Raw genomic sequence first — 20721 nt, 5'->3', positions numbered from 1 at the left:
GACGCTAACACCTCATCGGCCCGATTTCCACCGCCGGCTAACCCTCCCTCCGCCATTCCGCGGCCCGGAGCCTGCGCGCCGAGAGCCACAAGACGTAGACCGTGCCGACGCTGACGAGCCAGAGGGGGGCCGCGAGGAAGCCCGCGATCACGTCCGTCGGGTAGTGGACGCCGAGGTAGAGCCTGGAGAACCCGATAGACAGAACGAGCACGATCCCGAGGGAGACCACGGCCCAGCGGGCCAGGCCGCGCGACCTGTAGGCCAGGATCAGGGTAAGCGCCCCGTAGAAACCGACGGCGACCGTCGCGTGGCCGCTCGGGAACGAGTAGAAGCCGGCCGTGTAACCCGAGTCTATGATCTCGGGCCGCGCCCGCCTGAAGACGCCCTTGAGCACGGTGGTCAGAAAGATGCCGCCGGCGGTCGAGACGAGGAGCAGCACGGCCGAGAGCCTCCACCTGACGAAGTAAAACAGCGCGGCCGTAACGGCGAGGAGGGGGAGCACGATCCGGTAGTAGCCCAGGGTCGTTACGGCGCGCATCGGGCCGTCCAGCCAGGCCGGGACGTTCGCCTCGATCCAGAGAAGGACCGCCCGGTCGAAGGCGCGGCTCTCCCCCTCTATGACCTCTTCCGTGATCTCCGCGAAGCCCCACACCACGAACGCCGAGACCGAGAGCCCCACGACCAGCCAGACGGCCGCGGCAACCGTCAGCCGGTCGGCCGCCACCCGCCGCAACTCTCTGAAAGCCCTTGTCGAAGCTCCGAGCACTAGAGGATTCTAGTACCACCCGGGGATCTGGGACGGGGCGAAGCGCCTCGAAGAGTTCCTACCCTCCCGCCGCCCGAAACCCGTTCTCCGAGGCCTCCACCATCACGGAAGCCACGGCGCGGTCCACGATCTGCAACAGGTCGGAGATCTCCATCCCTTCGACCGTGGTTCTCTCCAGATGTATGCTCACCGAGGAGATGGTCCCGTAATCCGCGTAGAGCTCGACCCAGGACGGCGCGGCGGCCTGCACGGCGCGGGTCGCGCGGCTGCAGATGACGAGCTGGGGGCCGCGGCGGACCACCTCTGCGTCGAGGGTCTCGGGTTCGATCTCCTCGAACTCGACGTCGGGCCTCAGCGCCTGCAGGGCGCCCGCGATGGCCTGACGGTAGGAGCGTGGCTCGTTGGCCAGCAGGACCCGGGGCCTCATCGTGTGCCGTGCCTTCTTCTCATGACGAGAAGATTATCGTCGGCTGGCGCTAGCTGCGTCCCGGGTACGGGCGATCTTTTCCTAGTCTATTTAAGCTATGTACGGTTCAGTTCTCCGCGAGCCGCCGCACGGTGGCGACGACGCTCGAGAGGCTGGCGTCCTTTCCGAGCACCTCGTCGGCCCCGGCGTCGAGCGCCCGGCCAGGGTCCCGCGACACGCTCAGGGAGAGGATCCGGGCATCGGGGTTCGTGGCCCGCAGCTCGCGTATGACCTCCGTCCCATCCCCGTCGGGGAGCAGCAGGTCGATCACGGCGACGTCACAGGCGGCGGCGTCGGAGGCGCGCGCCTCGGCCACGGTCCCGGCCTGCGCCGTCACCTCGTAATGCGGTTCCCGCTCCAGCATGAAGGCGAGCGCCTTGCGAAAAGCCGCGTGGTCTTCCGCCAAAAAGATACGCTTCATTCCCGCCTCTCCTTCTCTCGACGGTACTATTCTCGCAGCGCGGACCGCCCCCGGCATCATACAAAAGGACGATATTCGTAGCGGTTGGAGCGCCTCCCCGACGTATAATCCCCACACACGCCTTACTAGGAGGGTCCGCGGGTTGCAGAACAACGAGGTGGTACGGGCGCTCGAAACCATCGTCGCGCTCATGGAGATCAAGGACGAGTCGTACTACAGGGTCCTCGCCTACCAGCGGGCCGCCGAGTCGGTGGGGGCTTTGGGCCGTCCCGTACGGGAAGTCGAGGACCTGACGACGCTCCCCCACGTCGGCGGTACGACGGCGGAGGTGATCCGGGACCTCGCCGAGGACCGCACGCCCGAGATCCTGGCCGAACTCTCCGGGGAGATCCCGACGGGCCTGGTCGAAGTGACCCGCCTGCCCGGCGTCGGCCCGCGCACGGCCGGCCGCCTCTGGCGGGAGCTCGACGTGACGAGCGTGGAGGAGATTGCAAGCCTGGAGCCCGGCCGTCTCTCCTCCCTGAAGGGCTTCGGCAAGAAGAGCGAGGAACGAATCCTCTCGGCCGCCAAAAAGTACGACTCGCACGAGCGGCGCATGCTCCTCGACGAGGCGACCGCCCTCGGGAACCGAATCCTCGACTTCGTCCGCTCTCATCCGGCCACGGAGAAGGCGGAGCTCGCCGGCTCCCTGCGCCGCATGAAGGAGACCATCGGCGACCTCGACATCGTGGCCGCGAGCACGGACCCGGACTCGCTCGCGGACGCCTTCGCGGACGCCCCGTTCGCCGACGAGGTCCTCGCGCACGGCCCGAAGAAAGTCTACATAGTCACGAACGGGATCGAGGTAGACCTCCGCATCGTGGAGCCTGAGGCCTACGGCTCCCTGCTGCACCACTTCACCGGCGGCCAGGCGCACAACATCGTGCTGCGCGAGCGGGCCGTGAAGATGGGCATAAACATCTCCGAGTACGGCCTGGCCGCGGCCGGCACCGGCGAGTACGAGCCCGTGGCGACGGAAGAGGACCTCTACTCGCGGCTCGGCCTTCCTTACATCCCGCCCGAGCTTCGGGAGGACGCCGGCGAGATCGAAGCTGGCGAGAAGGGCGGGCTCCCAGACCTGATCGAGACCGGAGACATCCGGGGCGACCTTCACGTCCACACCAACTACTCGGACGGCAAGGGCACCATAGAGAGCATGGCCGAGGCGGCCATCGCCCTGGGTTACGAGTACCTGATCTTCTGCGACCACTCCCAGAGCCTCCGCGTGGCGAACGGCCTCTCCCCGGATCGGCTAAAGAAAAAGATGCGGGCCGTAAGGGAGGCGGACGAGAAGTACGGTGAGATCCACCTCCTCTGCGGCTCCGAGGTGGATATCCTGAAAGACGGCACCCTGGATTACGAGGACGACCTCCTCGCGGAGTTGGACTTCGTGGTCGCCTCCGTCCACACCTCCTTCGGCGTCGGCGAGGAGGCGATGACCCGGCGCATCGTGCGCGCCATGAACAACCCCCACGTCAGGGTCATAGGACACCCCACGGGCCGCATCCTGGAGCGCCGCGACCCGTACGCGGTCGACGTCTCGCGCCTCATCACGGAGGCCGCCGCCACGGACACGGTCCTTGAGCTCAACTCCTACCCCGACCGCCTCGACCTCTCCGTCCCGTACGTGAGGCAGGCGATAGAGGCCGGAGTAAAGATCTCCATAGACACCGACGCCCACGACGAGGGCGCCCTCTCCCTCATAAAATACGGCGTCTCCCAGGCCCGGCGCGCGTGGGTGGAGAAAGACAGGGTCATAAACTGCATGCCGTGGAACGAATTCGAGAAGTACCTCAAAGCCGGGAAAGGGCCCCAATGACCTGGGTCCTCCTGTTCATCGCCGGCGTCTTCGAGATCGGCTTCGCGCTCGGCCTCAAGTACTCCGAAGGCTTCTCGCGCCTGTGGCCCACCCTCGGGATGCTGGCGGCCGGAGCCCTCAGCTTCTACCTCCTCTCGACCGCCATGAAATCCCTCCCGGCAGGCACCGCCTACGCCGTCTGGACCGGCATCGGCGCCGCCGGCACCGCGATAATAGGCATCCTTCTCCTCGGCGAGTCCGCGAACGTGCTCCAGGTACTCTCGCTTGCCCTGATCGTGGCCGGCGTCGTGGGCTTGAGACTAACTTCGTCGTAGCAGTCGGCACGCTGCGCCCTTCGGGCTCCGCTTTCAGCCTGTCAGCCGGTCGTCTGTATGCGGTACGCCTCCCGACACCCGAAACGCCGCGCGCTGCCCGGTCGGGCTCTGAGCGGCAAGAAGCTGACGGGCTGAGAGCGAGGGCCGAAGGCCCGAAGCGTGCTGAAAGGCGCGAAGCGCCGGGCTGACAAGCGCGACCGAAGGGAGCAGCGTGCCGAAACTCCTATGGAGTTTCGTTGAAGTTGAGCCAGTACCAGCCGAGGTACTGCATGGCCTCCGAGAACTTCTCGAAGTTTGCGGGTTTGGTGACGTAGGAGTTGGCGCCGAGCTCGTAGCCCTTGACGACGTCCCGGTGCTCGTTTGAGGAGGAGAAGAGGATGACGGGGACGAGTTGCGTGCGTGCGTCGTCCCGGAGACGTTCGAGGACCTGCAAGCCGTTCAGCTTCGGCAGGTGCACGTCGAGCAGTACGAACTCGGGGGTGGTGTTCGCGTCGCGGCCGTCGTAGGGACCGGTGCCGAACATGTAGTCGAGGGCGTCTTCGCCGGTCTCCGAGACGACCACCTCGTCCACCTCGGCGACGATGCCATGCTTGCGGAGGGCGCGCATCGCCAGGATCACCTGGTCCTCGTCGTCCTCAACGAGCAGTATGTTCTTCTCGCCCACGCCTTGCCCTCCCGCTCCTTCAACCAGCGGCAAATTATAGCGGTCAAGGGAGGGCTTTCGCCAGCCGCGAGAGGGCCCCCGGCGAAAACGTCGGGGGCCCTCTCGGTAACTCGTCTGGCCGGCGCCGATCTTAGCGGGCCACGCTCTCCTCGACGTCCTTCTCGGCCGTCCATACGCCCGGGTCTTCGGCGCCTTCGGGGGCCTCGTTCTGCTCCTCGAGCCAGCGCTCGGCGTCGATGGCGGCCCGGCAGCCGTCGGCGGCGGCCGTCACGGCCTGCCGGTAGCGGGTGTCGGAGACGTCGCCGGCGGCGAAGACGCCCGGGACGCTGGTCATGGTGTGCTCCTTCTGGAGCAGGTAGCCCGAGTCGTCCATCTCCAACTGGCCCACGAAGAGCGAGGTCGCCGGCGAGTGGCCGATGGCCGCGAAGAAGCCGTTCACGGCCAGGGTGGTCTCCTCGCCGGTCTTGGTGTTCTTGAGGCGGACGCCCTCGACGGTGGTGTCGCCCAGGATCTCCTCGACCGTCGTGTCGGTGATGAAGGTGATCTTCTCGTTCTTCTCGGCCCTCTCTAGCATGATCTTGGACGCCCTGAACTCGTCGCGCCGATGTATGAGGAACACCTCGTCGGCGAACTTGGCCAAGACGCCGGCCTCTTCCATCGCCGTGTCCCCCCCGCCGACGACGGCCACCTTCTTGCCCCTGAAGAAGAACGCGTCGCACGTCGCGCACCCGCTCACGCCCTTGCCGAAGAGCCGCTCCTCGCTCTCGAGACCGAGCCACTTCGCCTGGGCGCCCGTCGCGATGACCACGGTGTTCGCCAGGACGGGCTCCTCTTCGCCCTCGGCCCACAGCTTGAACGGGCGCTCCGAGAAGTCGACCTTCTCGACGTTGTCCGGGCGCATCTCGGCGCCGAAGCGGGCGGCCTGCTCCTCGAACTCGTCCATCATCTCGGGCCCCTGCACGCCGTCCTTGTAGCCGGGGTAGTTCTCCACGTCGGAGGTGAGCATGAGCTGCCCACCGCTCTCGAAGCCCTGGAAGACGAGAGTCCCGAGGTTCGCCCGCGCGGCGTAGAGGGCCGCCGTGTACCCGGCCGGCCCCGAACCGATTATGACGACGTCGTATGACTTCTCCGGCATCCTGCACGCTCCCTTTGTATGAAAGTTACAACGCTCCTGATTCTAATACATCCCGCAAACCGTAAGCGTCAAACGTTCACAATTGGGAGGCTTCGGGCATCAGGTTTCAGCTCCCGGTCAGCGATTCTCTTGCTTCTGTGGCCCTTCGGGTTGCCTCTTCGGGTGTTCGTGCTCGGGTAGTTATGTGACCCATTTTGCGGCCGGGGCGGGGCTCTTTTTTGCCGTAGAGGTGGAGGGAGGCGCCGGGGACGGCGAGGGCGGCGGGCCAGTCTGGTTCGCCGCGCGCCCAGAGGTCGCCGAGGAGGTTCGCCATGGCGGCCGGTTCGGGGCGGTGGGTGTCGCCGAGCGGGAGGCCGCAGACGGCGCGGAGTTGCTGCTCGAACTGGGAGGTTGCCGCGCCCTCGATGGTCCAGTGGCCCGAGTTGTGGGGCCTGGGCGCGACTTCGTTGACGAGCAGCTTGCCCCCGCCCGTCAGGAAGAACTCGACGCACGACGTGCCGACTATCTCGAGCTCTTCGAAGATGCCCAAGGTCGTGCTTACCGCCTCGTCTTCGACCTCGGCCGGGATGCCGGCGGGCGCGACGGTGAGGTCGAGGATGTGACGGTCGTGGGTGTTGCGCACGGCCCCGTAGTGGGCGAAGGAGCCGTCGAGGCCGCGGGTGGCGACGACGGAGAGTTCCGCTTCGAAGTCCACCCACGCCTCCAGCACGGCCTCGCCCGCGAGGCCGTTCCAGGCGGCGTCGGCGTCTTCCGGCGTGGAGATCCTCGTCTGCCCCTTGCCGTCGTAGCCGAAGCCCGCCGTCTTGAGCACGGCCGGGACGCCCACAGCTTCTATAGCGGTGTCGAGGGAGGCCCGGTCGGGTACGGCCCGGAACGGGGCCACGGGGAAGCCCGCGCCCCGCAGGAACTCCTTCTCCCTGAGCCGGTTCTGCGTGGTCGTGAGCGCCCGCAGGCCCGGTCTCACCGGCACGATGGAGGACAGTTCCTCGACCGTCTCGGGGGGGATGTTCTCGAACTCAAAAGTAACGGCGTCCACGGAGCGGGCGAAGTTTCGTGCAGTCTCGAGGTCTTCGTAGGGGGAGGCCCACTCGCGGTTGGAGATCCGGCCCGCCGGGCTGTCCGTGTCGGGGGAGAGGACGTGGACCTTGTAGCCCATCCTGCGGGCCGCGAGCGCGAGCATCCGCCCTAGCTGGCCGCTCCCGAGCACGCCGATGGTGGCGCCCGGCAGTAGCGGGCCGCTCAAGCCGGACCCGGCAATTCGGAGCCTTCCGCCTTCTCGGCCTGCTCCTCGCGGAAGCGGCGGAGGGCTTCGCGCAAAGGCGGGCGGGCGTTGGCGAGGATGGCGGCGGCGAGGAGGGCGGCGTTCGTGGCGCCGGCGCGGCCTATGGCGAGGGTGCCGACGGGGACGCCGGCGGGCATCTGGGCTATGGAGAGGAGGGAGTCCAGGCCCTTGAGGGCCCGGCTCTCGACCGGGACGCCCAGCACGGGGACGGTGGTGTGGGCGGCGATCATGCCGGGCAGGTGCGCCGCGCCGCCCGCGCCGGCCACGATCGCCTCCAGGCCGCGCCCTTCGGCCTCCTTTGCGTAGGCCGCCATCAGGTCGGGCGTCCTGTGGGCCGAGACCACGCGACGTTCGTGCGGTATCCCGAAGCGCTCCAGCGTCTCGGCCGCGTGCCGCATCGTCTCCCAGTCCGACGCGCTGCCCATCACCACGCCGACCAGTGGCCCGGACGGTCCTCTCTCGCTCATAGCCCTCCCAGCTTTTTGGGCCAGTATACGCATCGTCCCCATGGACCTCTTCCGCCCGGAAAGACGTAACATGGCAGAATGGGGGTCAGGAGAGCAGCTAGAGAGTTCCCGGCGGCTTTTGCGCCGGGCCTTACCGGAGGTTACACAGTGAGCCTGACGGAGGAGCGCGCGACGATAGAACAGGCGACTGAGCCGGGCTCGGGGGAAGAGCTCAGGCGTTTTGCCCGGTTGCAGGAGAGGCTCGAACCGCTGGCCCGGAAGCTCGCCGCCGACCCGCGGGCGCCCCAGACCGTCGTCGTGGTGCCGAGCCTCTCGCTAGATTCCGAGGAGCTCGCCAAGATCTCGGGCGTCCACCACTACGAGGAGCGGCTCTTGTGCATGCTGATGCTGCTGCGCAGGCCGCGCACCAACGTGATCTTCGTCACCAGCCAGCACGTGGCGACCGCCGTTATCGACTACTACCTGCACCTCTTGCCGGGCGTGCCCCTGCGCCACGCCCGCAGCCGGCTCACCCTCCTCTCCTGCCACGACGCCTCGGACGTGCCGCTGACGCAGAAGATCCTGGACAGGCCGCGCCTGATGGACCGCATCCGCGAGGCCATCCCGGACCCCCACTCGGCCCACGTCACCTGCTTCAACAGCACGGGCCTGGAGAGGACTCTGGCCGTCCAGCTAGGCATCCCCCTCTACGGCAACGACCCCGCCCTCAACTCCCTCGGCACCAAGAGCGGCAGCCGCCAGCTCTTCAGGGAGGCCGGCGTCCCACTGCCGGACGGCTTCGAGAACCTGCGCGACGGGGACGACATCCACGAGGCCGTCGTCGAGCTCAAGCGCAGGGACCCGACTTTAGGCCGCGTCGCCATAAAGCTGGACGAGGGCTTCTCCGGCGAGGGGAACGCCGTCTTCTCCTACGATGGCGCGCCGGGTGGCAAAGACCTCGCGGGGTGGGTGGGAAAGGAGTTGCCAAGGCGCACGAGGTTCGAGGCCAACGGGGAGAGCTGGGAGCATTACGAGGGAAAGTTCCGGGAGATGGGTGGGATCGTCGAGTGCTGGATGGAGGGGGACGAGGTACGTTCGCCCTCGGTGCAGTGCCGCATAAACCCCATCGGGGAAGCCTCGGTCGTGTCGACCCACGACCAGGTGCTCGGCGGGCCTTCCGGCCAGATCTTCCTCGGAAGCACCTTCCCCGCCGACGAGGCCTACTGCAGGGACCTCAAGGAGGCCGGGGAGAAAGTCGGGGAGGTGCTCAAGAAGCGCGGGGCCATGGGGCGTTTCGCCATCGACTTCATCTCGATGAGGCGGGGGGACGGGTGGGAGCACGCGGCCATCGAGATCAACCTTAGAAAAGGCGGGACCACGCACCCGTACTTGATCCTGCGCTTCCTCACGGACGGCGTCTACGACCCCGAGAGCGGCACCTACTGCACCCCAAGCGCCCGGCCCTGCTACTACTACGCCTCGGACAACCTCCAGAGCCCGCACTACAAGGGCCTGACCCCAGACGACCTCATAGACATCGCGGTCAACAACGGCCTCCACTTCGATTCCGCCAGCCAGCAGGGCGTCATCTTCCACCTCATAGGCGCCCTCTCCCAGTACGGCAAGCTCGGCACCGTCTGCATCGGCGACAGCCACGAGAAAGCCCTACAATTCTACAAAGATACCGTCAAGGTCCTGGACCGGGAGTCGCGGCGGTAAGGCGGTAATCGGAAGCCGATGCTTCCGATTACCGTGCGATCAGCCGTCAGCCCTTTGGTCGTGCTGCAGCTTAAAGCTGACGGCTGAAAGCCGCGCGAAGCCCCCCTTACTCCCGCCAGCCGGCCAGGAACTCCTCCTGTTCGGAGGTCAGGGAGTCTACGCCCATGCCGACGGCGTCGAGCTTTATGCGGGCCACCTCATCGTCTATCTCCTTGGGTAGCAGGTGGACCCGGTTTTCGAGCGCGTGGCCGTTGTTCGCCAAATGGTGGGCGCAGAGGGCCTGGATGGCGAAGGTGAGGTCCATGATCTCGACCGGGTGCCCGTCCCCGGCCGTCAAATTGACGACCAGGCCCCTTCCGACCAGGTAGATCTTGCGTCCCTCGAGGTCGAACTCCTCGACGTTGCGCCGCACCTCGCGCGAGCCGGAGGAGGCTTCTCTCAAGCCATCCACGTCTATCTCGACGTCCACCCCGCCGGCGTTCGCCAGAATGGCGCCATCCCGCATCCTCTCGAAGTGCTCGCGCGTCAATACGTCCGTGCTGCCGGTGGCGGTTACGAAGATCTCGCCCCGCTCGCACGCGTCTAACGCCGGCAGCACGTCGAAGCCGTCGGCGTAGGCTTCGAGGCCACGCACGGGGTCGACCTCGCAGACGGAGACGCGGGCGCCGAGCCCGGCCGCATAGCGGGCTATGCCCTTGCCGCACCAGCCGTACCCGAGCACGACGAGGCGCTTGCCGCCCATCATGAGGTTCGTGTTCTGCATGATGGCGGTGATGGCCGACTGGCCCGTGCCGTAGCGGTTGTCGAAGAGGTACTTGCAGCGGGCGTCGTTCGCCGCGAGCGTCGGGAACTCCAGGACACCCTCCCGCTCCATCGCCCTGAACTTCGCGACCCCGCTCGTCGTCTCCTCGGACGACCCCCGGATGCGCGGGAGCAACCCTTTACGCGTCGTGTGCGCGAGGCGGGTCAGGCCGGCCCGGTCGTCTATGAGGACGGCGTCCCGGCCGCCTGCCACCCGGTCGAGGACCCGCTCCAACTCGCGGTCGGCTTCGAGGGGATCTGCCTCCGAAGAGGCGTAGACCGTCACGCCGCGTTCGGCGAGGGCCGCCGCCACGTCGTCCTGCACGAAGAACGGGCCAGGGCTCGCCACGGAGACGTCGGCGCCGGCCTCGGCCAGCACGATCGTCAGGTAGGCCGTCTTTGCCTCGATGGGGAGGGCGACGCCGACGCCGAGGCCCTCGAAGGTGCCGTCCTTCAGGTACTCGTCGCGCACCCGGTTCAGGACGGGCGAATGTTCGGCGGCCCAGTCGATCTTTCGATGCCCGTCAGGGGCGAGGGACGGGTCTCGGACGATAGAATCCGACCCCAATCAGACCGCCCGCTTTGCGCCCACCGACGGCATGATCTCCCGCCCGTAAACATCCAGCGTCTCGTCCATCGCGTCGTGCATGAGGTAGACGTTGAACTGGTCGACGCCGAGGTCTTTTAGCTCGGCCAGCTTTTGCAGGTGGTCTTCGACGGTGCCGAGGACGCAGAAACGGTCCACGATATTGTCCGGGACGAAGTCGGTGGTGGGATTGCCGGCCTGGCCGTGGTGGCTGTAGTCGTAGCCCTGGCGGGCCTTTATGTAGTCGGTCAGGGCGTGCGGGACGTCGCCGTCCTCGCCGTACCGTGACACGAGATCCGCCACGTGGTTTCCGACCATGCCCCCGAACCAGCGGCACTGGTCGCGCTGGTGGGCGAGGTCTTCTCCGACGTAGGCCGGGGCCGCCACGCAGATCTTGACTTCCTCAGGATCCCGGCCCGCTTCTCTGGCGGCGTCGTGGACGTGCTTCATGGTCCACTCCAGGATGACGGGGTCGGCGAGCTGGAGGATGAAGCCGTCGGCCTTGCGACCGACGAGGCTCAGGGCCCTGGGGCCGTAGCCGGCCATCCACACGTCGAGCTTGCCGTCCTCGACCCACGGGATCTTGACGTTCACGCCGGAGTACTCCGTCTCCCGGCCCTCGGCGAGGTCTTTTATGACTCGCATCGCCTCTTCTAGCTGGCGCAGCGTGGTCGGCTTGCGGCCGAGGACGCGGACCACGGAGTCGCCGCGGCCGATGCCGCAGATGGTGCGATTGCCGAACATGTCGTTGAGGGTGGCGAAAGTGGAGGCCGTCACCGAAGGGTCGCGGCTTACCGGGTTGGTTACGAAGGGGCCGACGACTATACGCTCGGTGGCCGAGAGCATCTGGGAGTGGATGACGTAGGGCTCCTGCCAGAGGATGTGCGAGTCGAAGGTCCAGGCGTGGGTGAAGCCGTGCCGTTCGGCTCTTTGTGTTAACTCAATGACACGCGAGGCGGGCGGGTTCGTCTGGAGGGTTACGGCGAAGTCCATACCGTCAATCCTTTCCCGAGCCGGAGATGGCTGCGCCCGCACCGAGCGCGAGGTAGACGCTGCCGGAAAGGTAGCGTTGCAACCGCCGGAAGCCCGCGTTGCCGCTCATTCTCCGCTTCAGCCAGTCGGCGGCGGTGCCGGAGAGCAAGGCGTAGAGGCCGTCGGTGCAGAGGCCGACCGCCGCGAACGTCAGGCCGAGGGCCAGGATCTGGGCCCACGCCGCCCCTTGTGAAGGGTCCACGAACTGCGGCAGGAAGGCGAGGAAGAACAGCGCGACTTTCGGATTCAAGAGGTCCACGAGCACGGCCTGCCAGAAGATACGTAGAGGCGGCTCCGGCTCGGCCGCACGGGGCGCGTTCTCGTGGGTGGTGGCGTCGGGGGTGAGGATGCGCCGCAAGCCGAGGTAGACGAGGTACGCCACGCCCACCCATTTCACGACCGCGAAAGCGGTAGCTGAGGAGGCCAGGATCGCCGAGAGCCCGACGGCGGCGAAGGCGGTGTGCAGCAAACCCCCCGTAGTTATTCCGAGGACGGAGACCAGGCCGGCGGGCCGTCCTCCCTCGACGCTGCGGGCGACGATGTAGAGGACCGCGGGGCCCGGCACGAGCGTCAGCGCCAGCGAGGCGAGGACGAAGAGGCCGTAGGTGGTCGCGTCTGGCATCCGTTGCTCCTTACGCCGTCTCGGGCTCCCGGGCCGGTTCGGTGGCGCCGCCGGTGGCGAGGGAGAGGACCAGGTACACGATCCCGGCGACCAGGAAGGTGAAGAAGAGGCCGTAGGTGTAGAGGCTGTCTATGAAGGTCGGGTTCTCGACGATGCCGCCGGGGGTGGACGCCGCCTTCAGGAAGCCGGGGACCACCGGGACGACGCCGACGAGGACGGCGAGGATCGCGCGCCAGTTCCAGCCGCCGGAGTAGGCGTAGCGGCCTTCGTGCTTGTAGAGGTCGGCGAGGTCGAGGTGCCTCTTGCGAAGTATCCAGTAGTCCACGATCATCACGGCCCCTATCGCCCCGAGCAGGCTCCCGTAGCCGACGAGCCACGTGAAGATGTAGGCCCCGACGTTGTTGAAGAGCACCCACGGGAAAGAGACTATGCCGAGCAGCGCCGTGATGAGCCCGCCCATCCTGAACGAGATGTACTTCGGCGCCAGGTTGGAGAAGTCGAACGAGGGCGAGACGACGTTCGCCGCCATGTTGGTCGAGATCTGGGCTATGGCGATGATGACCATGGCGATTATGAGGACTACGGGAAGGTCGGTCAGAAGGCGGGTGATTAGCTGGACGGGGTCCCAGATCGCCTCGTCGAACACGACGATGGTGGCCGCCGTGACCGCTATCCCTATAAACGAGAACGCCGTCATCGTGAGCGGGAGGCCTATGGCCTGGCCGACGACCTGCGAGCGCTGGCTCTGGGAGTAGCGGGTAAAGTCCGGGATGTTGAGGGAAACCGTGATCCAGTACCCCACGTTCGCCGCCAGCGAGGGCCAGAAAAGCGTCCAGAACGGGGTGCTGCCGGTCCGGAGCTCCGTGGAGGACGAGAGCACGTTCCCGAACCCGCCGCCCGCCGAGATGCCCCAGGCCAGGAGCGCCAGGCTGCCGGCGATCAGGAGCGGCGCGGAGAAGGCCTCGAACCACTTCACGCCCTCGACGCCGAACCAGATGATCACGACCTGTATCGCCCAGAACACCATGAAGGTTATCGCCGTGTTCCCCGGCACGTCGCCCCACCCGCCCCAGATGGCCCCCATCAAGGAGCTCAAGGCCAACCCCCCGATCCAGGTCTGTATCCCGAACCACCCGCAGGCGACCAGCGCCCTGGCTATCGCCGCGAAGTTGGCCCCCCGCACCCCGAAAGACGCCCGCACGAAGACCGGGAAAGGCACCCCCCACTTCGTCCCCGCGTGGGCGTTCAGGAGCATCGGTATGAGCACGAGGACGTTCCCGAGCGAGATCGTCAGCAGCGCCTGCCACCAGAGCATCCCGGCGGCCATCAGGCCCGAGGCGAGAGTGTACGTGGTGATGACTATGGCCATCCCGATCCAGAGCGCCGCTATGTTGTACGTGGTCCACGTCCGGTCTTCGGGTCCCGTCGGCGCGAGGTCCTCGTTGTAAAGGCTGGACGACATGACCTCGGCCTTGATCCTGGACAGCTCTGCCGGGTCGTGAAAGCCGAAATCCCCGTAGCGCTCGCGTTCCACGTGCCGCTCCTTCCTTCGGTCGTCGCCAGCCTGTCAGCATTTCAGCTTGCCAGCACCTCAGCTTTTTGGCTGACAAGCTGAGAGCGAGGCCTGCGGAGCAGGGCGAAGCGTGCTGACTAGCTGACCAGCTTCTCCATCGTCTTCTCCGTCAGCCGGTGCAGCGCCCGCACCGACAGTTCGATGTCCTCTTCCGGCGTGTCCTCGTCTTTGGTGTGGCTCAGGCCCCGCAAGCTTTTCACGAAGATCATGACCGTCGGCATGAGGCGGGCCATCTCGGCGGCGTCGTGGAGCGGCCCGCTCGGCAAGCGGTGGGAGACGCCTGCGACCTCGTTTACGGCCTCGTCGGCGAGCTCTATCAGGTGGTCGTCGAAGGGGATGGGCTCTATCTGCCACAGCCTCTCCCACTCGACCGAGACGCCTTCTTCCTGCGCGACGTTCTCGCTCGCCTCCTTCGCCTTCCGGAGCATGTCGGCGAGCACGTCGGGGTCGAGGGCGCGCTGGTCGAGGGACGTCTCGCACCAGCCGTTGAACGCCGTGACTATGGCGGGGCTGACGTTTACGAACCCGGTGGTGGCCCGCACGTCGTCGCGCGCCGCGGCGTCGTCCCTGAAGGCTATCGCAGACCGGGCCGCGGCGATAAAGGCGTCGCGCCTCACGTCCATCGGGGTCGAGCCGGAGTGGGCGTGCTGGCCCGTGAAGCGGACGGCGTGGCGCTCCACGCCGAACGTGCCGAGCACGACGCCCAAAGGCAGATCCATCCTTTCGAGGACGGGGCCTTGCTCTATGTGGAGCTCGAGGTAAGCCACGGCGTTCTCTAGCTGCTTTCCTGCTTCGTTTGCCCGGTCGAGGTCGACGCCGTGCTCGCGCAGGGCGTCGGGGAGGGCCACGCCGTCCTTGTCCTTGAGGTTTCGGACGTCGTCGGGTTTGAGGGCGCCGGCGGCGGAGCCCGAGCCGAAGAGGCTCCGGCCGAAGCGGGCCCCTTCTTCGTCGGCCCAATCGACGAGGCGTAAAGTCACGGGGCGTTTTTGCGGGGCGAGGGCGCGCATGACTTCGAGGGCGCCGACGACGTTGAGGGCGCCGTCGAGCCAGCCGCCGTTCGGGACGGAGTCTATGTGGCCGCCGAGGACGACGGCCCTCTCGGAGTCGCCGGGGGCGGTCGCCCAGACGTTGCCGGCCTCGTCGGTCTCTATCTCGGTTATGCCGTCTACCTCTTCGAGCTTGCCCCGGAACCACTCGCGGGCCTTCGTCCACTCGTCCGTCCAGGCTACGCGGCGGGCGCCTTCGGGGCCGCCCGTCAGCTCGGCCAGTTCTTTTAGCCCCTCGACGGCGCGGCGGGCGTCCACGCCTCCGGTTCGCACTAGCCGACCTTTGCGGCTTCGCCGGTGACGGCCAGGGCTTCCTCGAAGGCGCGTGCGGCCTCTTCGGCGGCCTCGCGCGTGATGGTGAGGGGCGGCGAGATGCGGACGGCGTTCGCGCCGATGCCGCCCTTGCCGACGAGGACGCCCCGTTCGCGGCAGGCCTGCAGGAAGCGGACGGCGGCGGCCGGGTTCGGTTCGCCGTCGGGGCCGACCATCTCCAGGGCCAGCATCAGGCCGCGGCCCCGGACCTCGCCGACGAGGGGGCTCTCCTTCGCCATGTTTACGAGACGGTCTTTCAGGTAGCCGCCGACCTCGTCCGCGTTCTTCTGGAGGTCGTTGTCCAGGATGTAGTTCAGGTTCGCCAGGGCGCCGGCGGTACTTATGTGGTTGCCGCCGAAGGTGGCGAGATGGAGCTTGCCGGACATGGAGTCTACGATCTCGGCCCGGCCCACCACGGCGCCGATGGCGAGGCCGTTGCCGAGGCCCTTTGCCAGCGTGATCATGTCGGGCTCTATCCCGGACTCCTCTATGCCCCAGAAGTGGGATCCCGTCCTGCCAAACGCCGTCTGGACCTCATCGGAGATGTACAGGATGCCCGTCTCGTCGAGGACTTCCTTTACCCCCCTTATGTACTCCGGCGGCAGCTCTATGAAGCCACCTACTCCCTGCACGGGCTCGGCTATGAGGGCCGCGACGTGGCCCGTCGTCGCGGTTCGGATGAGGTTGCGCAGGTCGTCGGCGCACGCTTTTGCAAATTCCGGATCGTCCTTCTCGTAGCGGCCGTAGAGCGAGGAGTAGGAGTGGTGGGGGGGCATCGCGTAGGTCACGTCCAGGGCGGAGCGGCTCGTCGGGCGCCAGGTGCTCTGGCCCGTGATGCCCATCGTTCCGAAGGAGCCGCCGTGGTAGGAGCCGCGCATCGCGAGGACCTCGCTGGAGCGGCGGTGCTGGGTCGCGAAGAGGAGCGCCGCCTCGTTCGCCTCCGAGCCGCTGCTCACGAAGAAGACCTTCTGGTCGCCGGAGATGGGTGAAAGCTCGATCAGCTTCTCGGCCAGCTTCACCTGGTTCTCTATGAGGTAGAGCGTCGAGGAGTGCATGACCTTGCCGGCCTGCTCGCGCACGGCCTCGACGATCTCGGGGATGTTGTGGCCGCTTATGGTCGTGACGATCCCGCCGAAAAAGTCCAGGTACTCGTTGCCTTCCGAGTCCCAGACCTTGAAGCCTTCGCCGTGGGAGATCTCCATTGGCTCGTCGTAGTAGAGCGAGATCCAACCAGGCATCACGGCCTTGTGCCTCTTGAGCAACTCCTCAGGGCTCGTCATACTCGAACCTCCAATCCCTTTGTAGCGGTGAACTTCCGCTCCACAAACCGGCCCGAACCACGCTCGCCGACCACCTCGCCGTCCTTGTAGACCAGGTTCCCGCGCACGTACACCGCCGCCGGCCCCCCGGTGAACGACCTGCCCTCGTAGGGCGTGTAGTCCACGTTGCCGTGCCGGTTGTCCACGGTCGCCGTCGTCGAGAGCTCGGGGTCCCACAGGACGATGTCCGCGTCCGCGCCGGGGGCGAGGGTCCCCTTCCTGGGGTAGGCGCCGTAGATGCGGGCCTGGTTGGTCGAGAGAGCGGCGACGAACTGGTTCTCAGAGAGCTTCCCTTCACGCACGCCGAGCGTCCAGAGGGTCATGGCGCGCTCCTCGGCGCCGGGGATGCCGTTTGGGATCAGGGTGAAGTCGTCCTTGCCCAGCTCCTTCTGGCCCTCGTAGTTGAACGCGCAGTGGTCGGAGCCGAATATTTGCAGGTCGCCCGTCTTGAGCCCGTTCCAGAGCGCCGGCCGGTTGGACGGGTCGCGCAGGGGCGGGGAGCACACGTACTTGGCGCCCTCGAAGCCTTCCCTGGCGAGGTCCTCGTACTCGAAGGCGAAGTACTGGGGGCAGGTCTCGGCGTAGACGGTCTGGCCGCGCTCGTGGGCCAGGTGGATGGCCTCGAGCGCCGGGGCGCATGAGACGTGGACCACCAGTATCGGTGCTCCGGCGACCTCGGCGAGCCGGATAGCCCTGTTGGTCGCCTCCGCCTCGACGGCCTCGGGCCGGGTGAGCGCGTGGAACTTCGGCGCCGTGTCCCCACGGGCGAGCGCCTGCTGTTGCAACTTGGCTATGGCGTCGCCGTTCTCGGCGTGGACCAGGACGAGGACGCCGGCGTCTTTAGAGAGCTGCAAAGTCTCGAAGAGGTCGTCGTCCTCGGTGTAGAGCGGGGTTCCCTTGTAGGCCATGAAGATCTTGACGGAGGCCACGCCCTTCGCGGCCAGGCTCGGAAGCTCCGCCTTTATGTCGTCCCGCAGGTCCGTGATGGCGACGTGGAAGCCGTAGTCTATTACGGCCCTATCCCTGGCCTTCTCCGTCCAGGCGTCGAAGGCGCCGGCCAGGGTGCCGCCCTCTTCCTGGAGGGCGAAGTCAATGATCGTCGTCGTTCCGCCCGCTGCTGCGGCCTCGGTGCCCGTGGCCCAGTCATCGGCGGTCATGGTGCCGCCGAAGGGCATGTCCATGTGGGTGTGGGCGTCGATGAAGCCGGGCATGATCATCAACCCCGAGGCGTCCACCGTTTCGATCCCGTCGGAGCCGATGCTCGCGCCGACCGCCGAGATGCTGCCGTTCTCGACGAGCACGTCGGCGCGGTAGCTGCCCTCGGCCGTGACGACCGTTCCCCCGGTAAAAAGCAGCTCGCCCATAGTGCTCTCCTCTCCCTAAGCGACCGCGTGTACGCCTACTCTCGCACACCCCGCGGCTCCCCGTCAATCGAAAGATCCGCGGCGACGAACGGGCCCCGACGTTCCCCTACCCGGCAGGCCGCAAGGGCCTTCCGACCGGCGCGGACGCTATCTTCCGAGGACCGTGATCCCCGGACCAGCGTGCGGACGACCCGACCCCTTACGAATAGCCCCAGGTACGGGCTGTGCCTGTGGCGGAAGAAGAGGTCGCCGGCCTCCTAAGCTCCTGTGCCCCCGGCCCGCGACGGCCCGGCGGTGCTTCCGCGGGTCACGAATCCGAGTTTGTAGAGGGCGTAGTAGAGTAGGCCCGCCGAGAGCATCCCGGCCAGCCAGGAGAGGTCGAGGCCGTTCAGGGCCCGGGCGGCGGCCCCTTGCAGGGGCGGGATCAGCCCGTACAGAAAGAGCCACGTCATCACCAGCCCGACGAGCAGCGAGCCCATCGCCGCCCAGTTCACGTCGCCCACGCGGGACTCGTTTGGGTTTTGGTAGAGGGCCTCTATGTCTATGTTCTCGCGCCGGATCGCGTAGAAGTGGACCAGCATGATCGCCGCCCACGGGCTCACCCACGCCACGACGCCCACCAGCCACGCGTCGAGCTGCTCGGCGACGCTGCCGGCGAAGACCAAATAGATGGTAAACGCCGTCGCGAGAACACCGACGATGACCGTCAACACGTGGCGCGGGATCTTGATGTCCAGCGCAAGCGCCGAGACCGACATCGAGTAGACGTTCAGGATGTTCGTGGCGATGGGCCCGTGGATAACGAGCAACAAGACCGGCACCGCCAGCGCCCCGAAAGTCTGCACGATGATGACGGCCGGGTCGGCCCCGGTACCCGTCGTCGCGATAGAGGCCCCGAGGATACCGAGCCACAGCACGGGCACGAACTGCCCCAGAGCGCCGGCCCAGAAGAGGCGGCCCCGGGGCACCGAGCGCGGTACGAAGCGAGAGTAGTCGGAGGCGTAGGCAAGCCAGGTGATGCCCCAGCCGATACCGATGGCCGTCATTACCTGGCTCATCGCGGTCCAGCGCTCGGCGCCGGTGACCTCCCCGGCGTAGCCCCACCGGATGTCGCCGCCCGTCCACGCGACTATGGACATCACGACCAGGATGACGAGCGTAACGGGCACCGTGAACTTCTCGAACGTGCGGATCGCATAGAAGCCGAGGGTGGCGAGGCCGACCTGGACGGCCATGATCAGGAGGACCAGAACCACCTTTGTTACCGGCGTGCCGGGGATGCCGAGTCTTTCGAGCAGGGCGGCGGTGAGGTCGAGGATGATCCAGGTGTTTATGGCGATCCAGCCGGTCGCTATGACCATCTGGAAGACGGTAGGCAGGTAAGCCCCCCGGCGTCCGAACGCGCTCCGGCTCAGGACCATCTGTGTTACGCCCGTCCGCTGGCCCATGAGGACGAAGAGGCCGAAGATGGTCACGCCGATGGCGTTACCGACGGCGAGCACGATCACGGTGTCCCGGAACCCGAGCCCCAGCACGATCCCGAGCGCCCCGAGGACCCAGTTGATCGGGGCTATGTTCGCCCCGGCCCAGATCCAGAACTGGTCGAGCGCCGTCGCGTCCTTCTGCCCCTCAGGGACGGGCGTTACGGCGTTGTGCCGCTCAAGGTGCGTCGCCTCCGCCAGCTCCCCGCGCCCGTCCATCGGTCCGCCGCTCATCCCTGTCCTCCCCTTCGCTCGAAGTCCACGACCTCGCCCATGAGCCGCGTCTCGGCCGGTCGGGTCTCGGAGATTACTTCTCCCCCCCTGACCACCAGCGTCGTCGCGGCGAGCCGCCTCACCGCCTCCCACTTCCCGGGCGCGTCCACGAGGACGAAGTCGGCCGGGCTTCCCTCCGCGAGCCCGTACCCTTCCAGGCCCAGCGTCCTCGCGCCGCCTTCGGTCACCATGTCGAAGCAGGCGACGACCTCCTCGCGGGCCGTCATGTGGCAGGCGTGGACGGCCATGTGGGCCGGCTGCAGCATCCCGCCGGTGCCGAGCGGGTACCACGGGTCCATCACGTCGTCGTAGCCCAAAGAGACGTTCAGGCCGTTCTGCCAGAGTTCCTTGACGCGGGTGATGCCGCGCCGCTTCGGGTAGGCGTCGTAGCGCCCCTGCAGGGTTATGTTGATGAGCGGGTTCGCGACGAAGTTAATCCCGCCCTTCACCAGGAAACCCATCAGCTTGAAGGCGTAGGCGTTGTCGTATGAGCCGAACGCCGTCGTGTGGCTCGCGGTGACGCGGTCACCCATCCCGGTCCTTATGGCCTCCGCCGCCATCACTTCGAGAAAGCGGGACTCGGGGTCGTCGGTCTCGTCGCAGTGGACGTCCACGGGCCTGTCGTATTTTTCGGCGAGGCGGAAGGTCTCCTTGACGGACTCGGCGCCCATCTCGCGGGTGTGCTCGAAATGCGGGATGCCCCCGACGGCGTCGGCCCCGAGCTTCATCGCCTCCTCCATGAGCTCCGCCCCCTTCGGGTAGGAGAGGAGTCCCTCCTGCGGAAAGGCGACGACCTGGACCTCGATCCAGGATCTGACCTGCTCGCGCAGCTCCAGAAGCGCCTTCAGGCCTGTGAGCTCCGGGTCGGTTACGTCGGCGTGGGTGCGGACGTGGAGGACGCCCTGGGCCGCCTGCCAGCGGAGAAGTTGGGTGGCGCGCCCGATCACGTCCTCGCGCGAGATCTCCTTCTTGCGCTCGGACCAGATCTGGATCCCCTCGAAGAGCGTCCCCGAACCGTTCCACCGCGGCTGCCCGGCCGTGAGCGTGGTGTCCAGATGCACGTGCGACTCGACGAACGGCGGCGAGAGGAGCCGGCCCCCTGCGTCTATTTCGCGCGCCGCGGTCCCGCCGATGCCTGGCGCCACGCGCTCGATCCGTCCCCCGGTAACAGCGACGTCCACGAGGTCGCCGTCGAGCCGGGCCCCGCGCAAGATCAGGTCATACATACGCCCGAGCCTCCC

19 protein-coding genes are annotated in these 20721 nt (G+C 67.1%); 3 read left to right on the top strand and 16 right to left on the bottom strand.

All coding sequences use genetic code 11. The annotated features are described in order from the left end of the window. Window positions 1-37 precede the first annotated feature (37 nt). The 3 genes from GBA63_RS00605 to GBA63_RS00595 all read right to left on the bottom strand — a co-directional run bounded on the left by GBA63_RS00605 (window position 38) and on the right by GBA63_RS00595 (window position 1653). Entirely contained in the window at window positions 38-766 is a 729-nt protein-coding gene (locus GBA63_RS00605; protein ID WP_207957000.1) for a phosphatase PAP2 family protein, read from the bottom strand. Between the two features lie 58 nt (window positions 767-824). After that, on the bottom strand, window positions 825-1193 hold the full coding sequence (locus GBA63_RS00600) for a hypothetical protein (RefSeq protein WP_166172496.1): 369 nt from the start codon (window positions 1191-1193) through the stop codon (window positions 825-827). Between the two features lie 106 nt (window positions 1194-1299). After that, window positions 1300-1653 carry a response regulator gene (locus GBA63_RS00595; protein ID WP_166172494.1) on the bottom strand — a complete coding sequence of 118 codons (354 nt, stop codon included), beginning with the start codon at window positions 1651-1653 and terminating at the stop codon, window positions 1300-1302. Window positions 1654-1795: 142 nt separating this feature from the next. Between GBA63_RS00595 and polX the strand changes: the two genes are divergently transcribed. Next, a complete protein-coding gene (polX, locus tag GBA63_RS00590; RefSeq protein WP_166172492.1) occupies window positions 1796-3511 on the top strand; it encodes a DNA polymerase/3'-5' exonuclease PolX in 1716 nt (571 codons plus the stop codon). After that, entirely contained in the window at window positions 3508-3825 is a 318-nt protein-coding gene (gene sugE, locus GBA63_RS00585; protein ID WP_166172490.1) for a quaternary ammonium compound efflux SMR transporter SugE, read from the top strand. The genes polX and sugE overlap by 4 nt, the downstream gene beginning before the upstream one ends. Before the next feature lie 223 nt (window positions 3826-4048). Here sugE and GBA63_RS00580 read toward each other — a convergent pair whose 3' ends face one another. From GBA63_RS00580 to purE, 4 genes are all read right to left on the bottom strand, one after another. Continuing rightward, on the bottom strand, window positions 4049-4489 hold the full coding sequence (locus tag GBA63_RS00580) for a response regulator (protein ID WP_166172488.1): 441 nt from the start codon (window positions 4487-4489) through the stop codon (window positions 4049-4051). A gap of 130 nt (window positions 4490-4619) precedes the next feature. Continuing rightward, a complete protein-coding gene (gene trxB / locus GBA63_RS00575; protein ID WP_166172486.1) occupies window positions 4620-5624 on the bottom strand; it encodes a thioredoxin-disulfide reductase in 1005 nt (334 codons plus the stop codon). Window positions 5625-5730: 106 nt separating this feature from the next. Then, window positions 5731-6867, bottom strand: a complete 1137-nt coding sequence (locus GBA63_RS00570; protein ID WP_166172484.1) for a 5-(carboxyamino)imidazole ribonucleotide synthase — start codon at window positions 6865-6867, stop codon at window positions 5731-5733. After that, the gene (gene purE / locus GBA63_RS00565) at window positions 6864-7373 is read right to left on the bottom strand and encodes a 5-(carboxyamino)imidazole ribonucleotide mutase (RefSeq protein WP_166172482.1); all 510 of its coding nucleotides are present in this window, start codon (window positions 7371-7373) and stop codon (window positions 6864-6866) included. Before purE ends, GBA63_RS00570 begins: the two co-directional genes overlap by 4 nt. Before the next feature lie 147 nt (window positions 7374-7520). Here purE and GBA63_RS00560 point away from each other — a divergent pair, with 147 nt between their 5' ends. Next, the gene (locus GBA63_RS00560) at window positions 7521-9071 is read left to right on the top strand and encodes a peptide ligase PGM1-related protein (protein WP_207956999.1); all 1551 of its coding nucleotides are present in this window, start codon (window positions 7521-7523) and stop codon (window positions 9069-9071) included. Window positions 9072-9177: 106 nt separating this feature from the next. On the opposite strand, the gene GBA63_RS00555 is transcribed toward GBA63_RS00560, so the two are convergent. From GBA63_RS00555 to codA, 9 genes are all read right to left on the bottom strand, one after another. Further along, window positions 9178-10440: an adenosylhomocysteinase gene (locus tag GBA63_RS00555; protein ID WP_166172478.1), complete on the bottom strand. Its 1263-nt coding sequence runs from the start codon at window positions 10438-10440 to the stop codon at window positions 9178-9180. Next, a complete protein-coding gene (locus tag GBA63_RS00550) occupies window positions 10441-11451 on the bottom strand; it encodes a TIGR03842 family LLM class F420-dependent oxidoreductase (RefSeq protein ID WP_166172476.1) in 1011 nt (336 codons plus the stop codon). 4 nt (window positions 11452-11455) lie between these two features. Then, on the bottom strand, window positions 11456-12112 hold the full coding sequence (locus GBA63_RS00545; RefSeq protein WP_166172474.1) for a LysE family translocator: 657 nt from the start codon (window positions 12110-12112) through the stop codon (window positions 11456-11458). A gap of 10 nt (window positions 12113-12122) precedes the next feature. After that, window positions 12123-13646 carry an NCS1 family nucleobase:cation symporter-1 gene (locus GBA63_RS00540; protein WP_207956998.1) on the bottom strand — a complete coding sequence of 508 codons (1524 nt, stop codon included), beginning with the start codon at window positions 13644-13646 and terminating at the stop codon, window positions 12123-12125. Between the two features lie 116 nt (window positions 13647-13762). Further along, a complete protein-coding gene (locus tag GBA63_RS00535; RefSeq protein ID WP_207956997.1) occupies window positions 13763-15004 on the bottom strand; it encodes a Zn-dependent hydrolase in 1242 nt (413 codons plus the stop codon). Beyond that, on the bottom strand, window positions 15004-16323 hold the full coding sequence (locus GBA63_RS00530; protein WP_166172472.1) for an aspartate aminotransferase family protein: 1320 nt from the start codon (window positions 16321-16323) through the stop codon (window positions 15004-15006). Before GBA63_RS00530 ends, GBA63_RS00535 begins: the two co-directional genes overlap by 1 nt. After that, entirely contained in the window at window positions 16320-17726 is a 1407-nt protein-coding gene (gene hydA, locus GBA63_RS00525) for a dihydropyrimidinase (RefSeq protein WP_166172470.1), read from the bottom strand. Before hydA ends, GBA63_RS00530 begins: the two co-directional genes overlap by 4 nt. A gap of 257 nt (window positions 17727-17983) precedes the next feature. Then, on the bottom strand, window positions 17984-19441 hold the full coding sequence (locus GBA63_RS00520) for a purine-cytosine permease family protein (protein WP_207956996.1): 1458 nt from the start codon (window positions 19439-19441) through the stop codon (window positions 17984-17986). Beyond that, on the bottom strand, window positions 19438-20706 hold the full coding sequence (codA, locus tag GBA63_RS00515) for a cytosine deaminase (RefSeq protein ID WP_166172468.1): 1269 nt from the start codon (window positions 20704-20706) through the stop codon (window positions 19438-19440). The genes GBA63_RS00520 and codA overlap by 4 nt, the downstream gene beginning before the upstream one ends. Window positions 20707-20721: the final 15 nt, after the last annotated feature.

Source organism: Rubrobacter tropicus (assembly GCF_011492945.1).
GTDB classification, from domain to species: domain Bacteria; phylum Actinomycetota; class Rubrobacteria; order Rubrobacterales; family Rubrobacteraceae; genus Rubrobacter_D; species Rubrobacter_D tropicus.
Note: the sequence above shows the minus strand (reverse complement) of the source record. Positions and strands in the feature narration are given on the sequence as shown.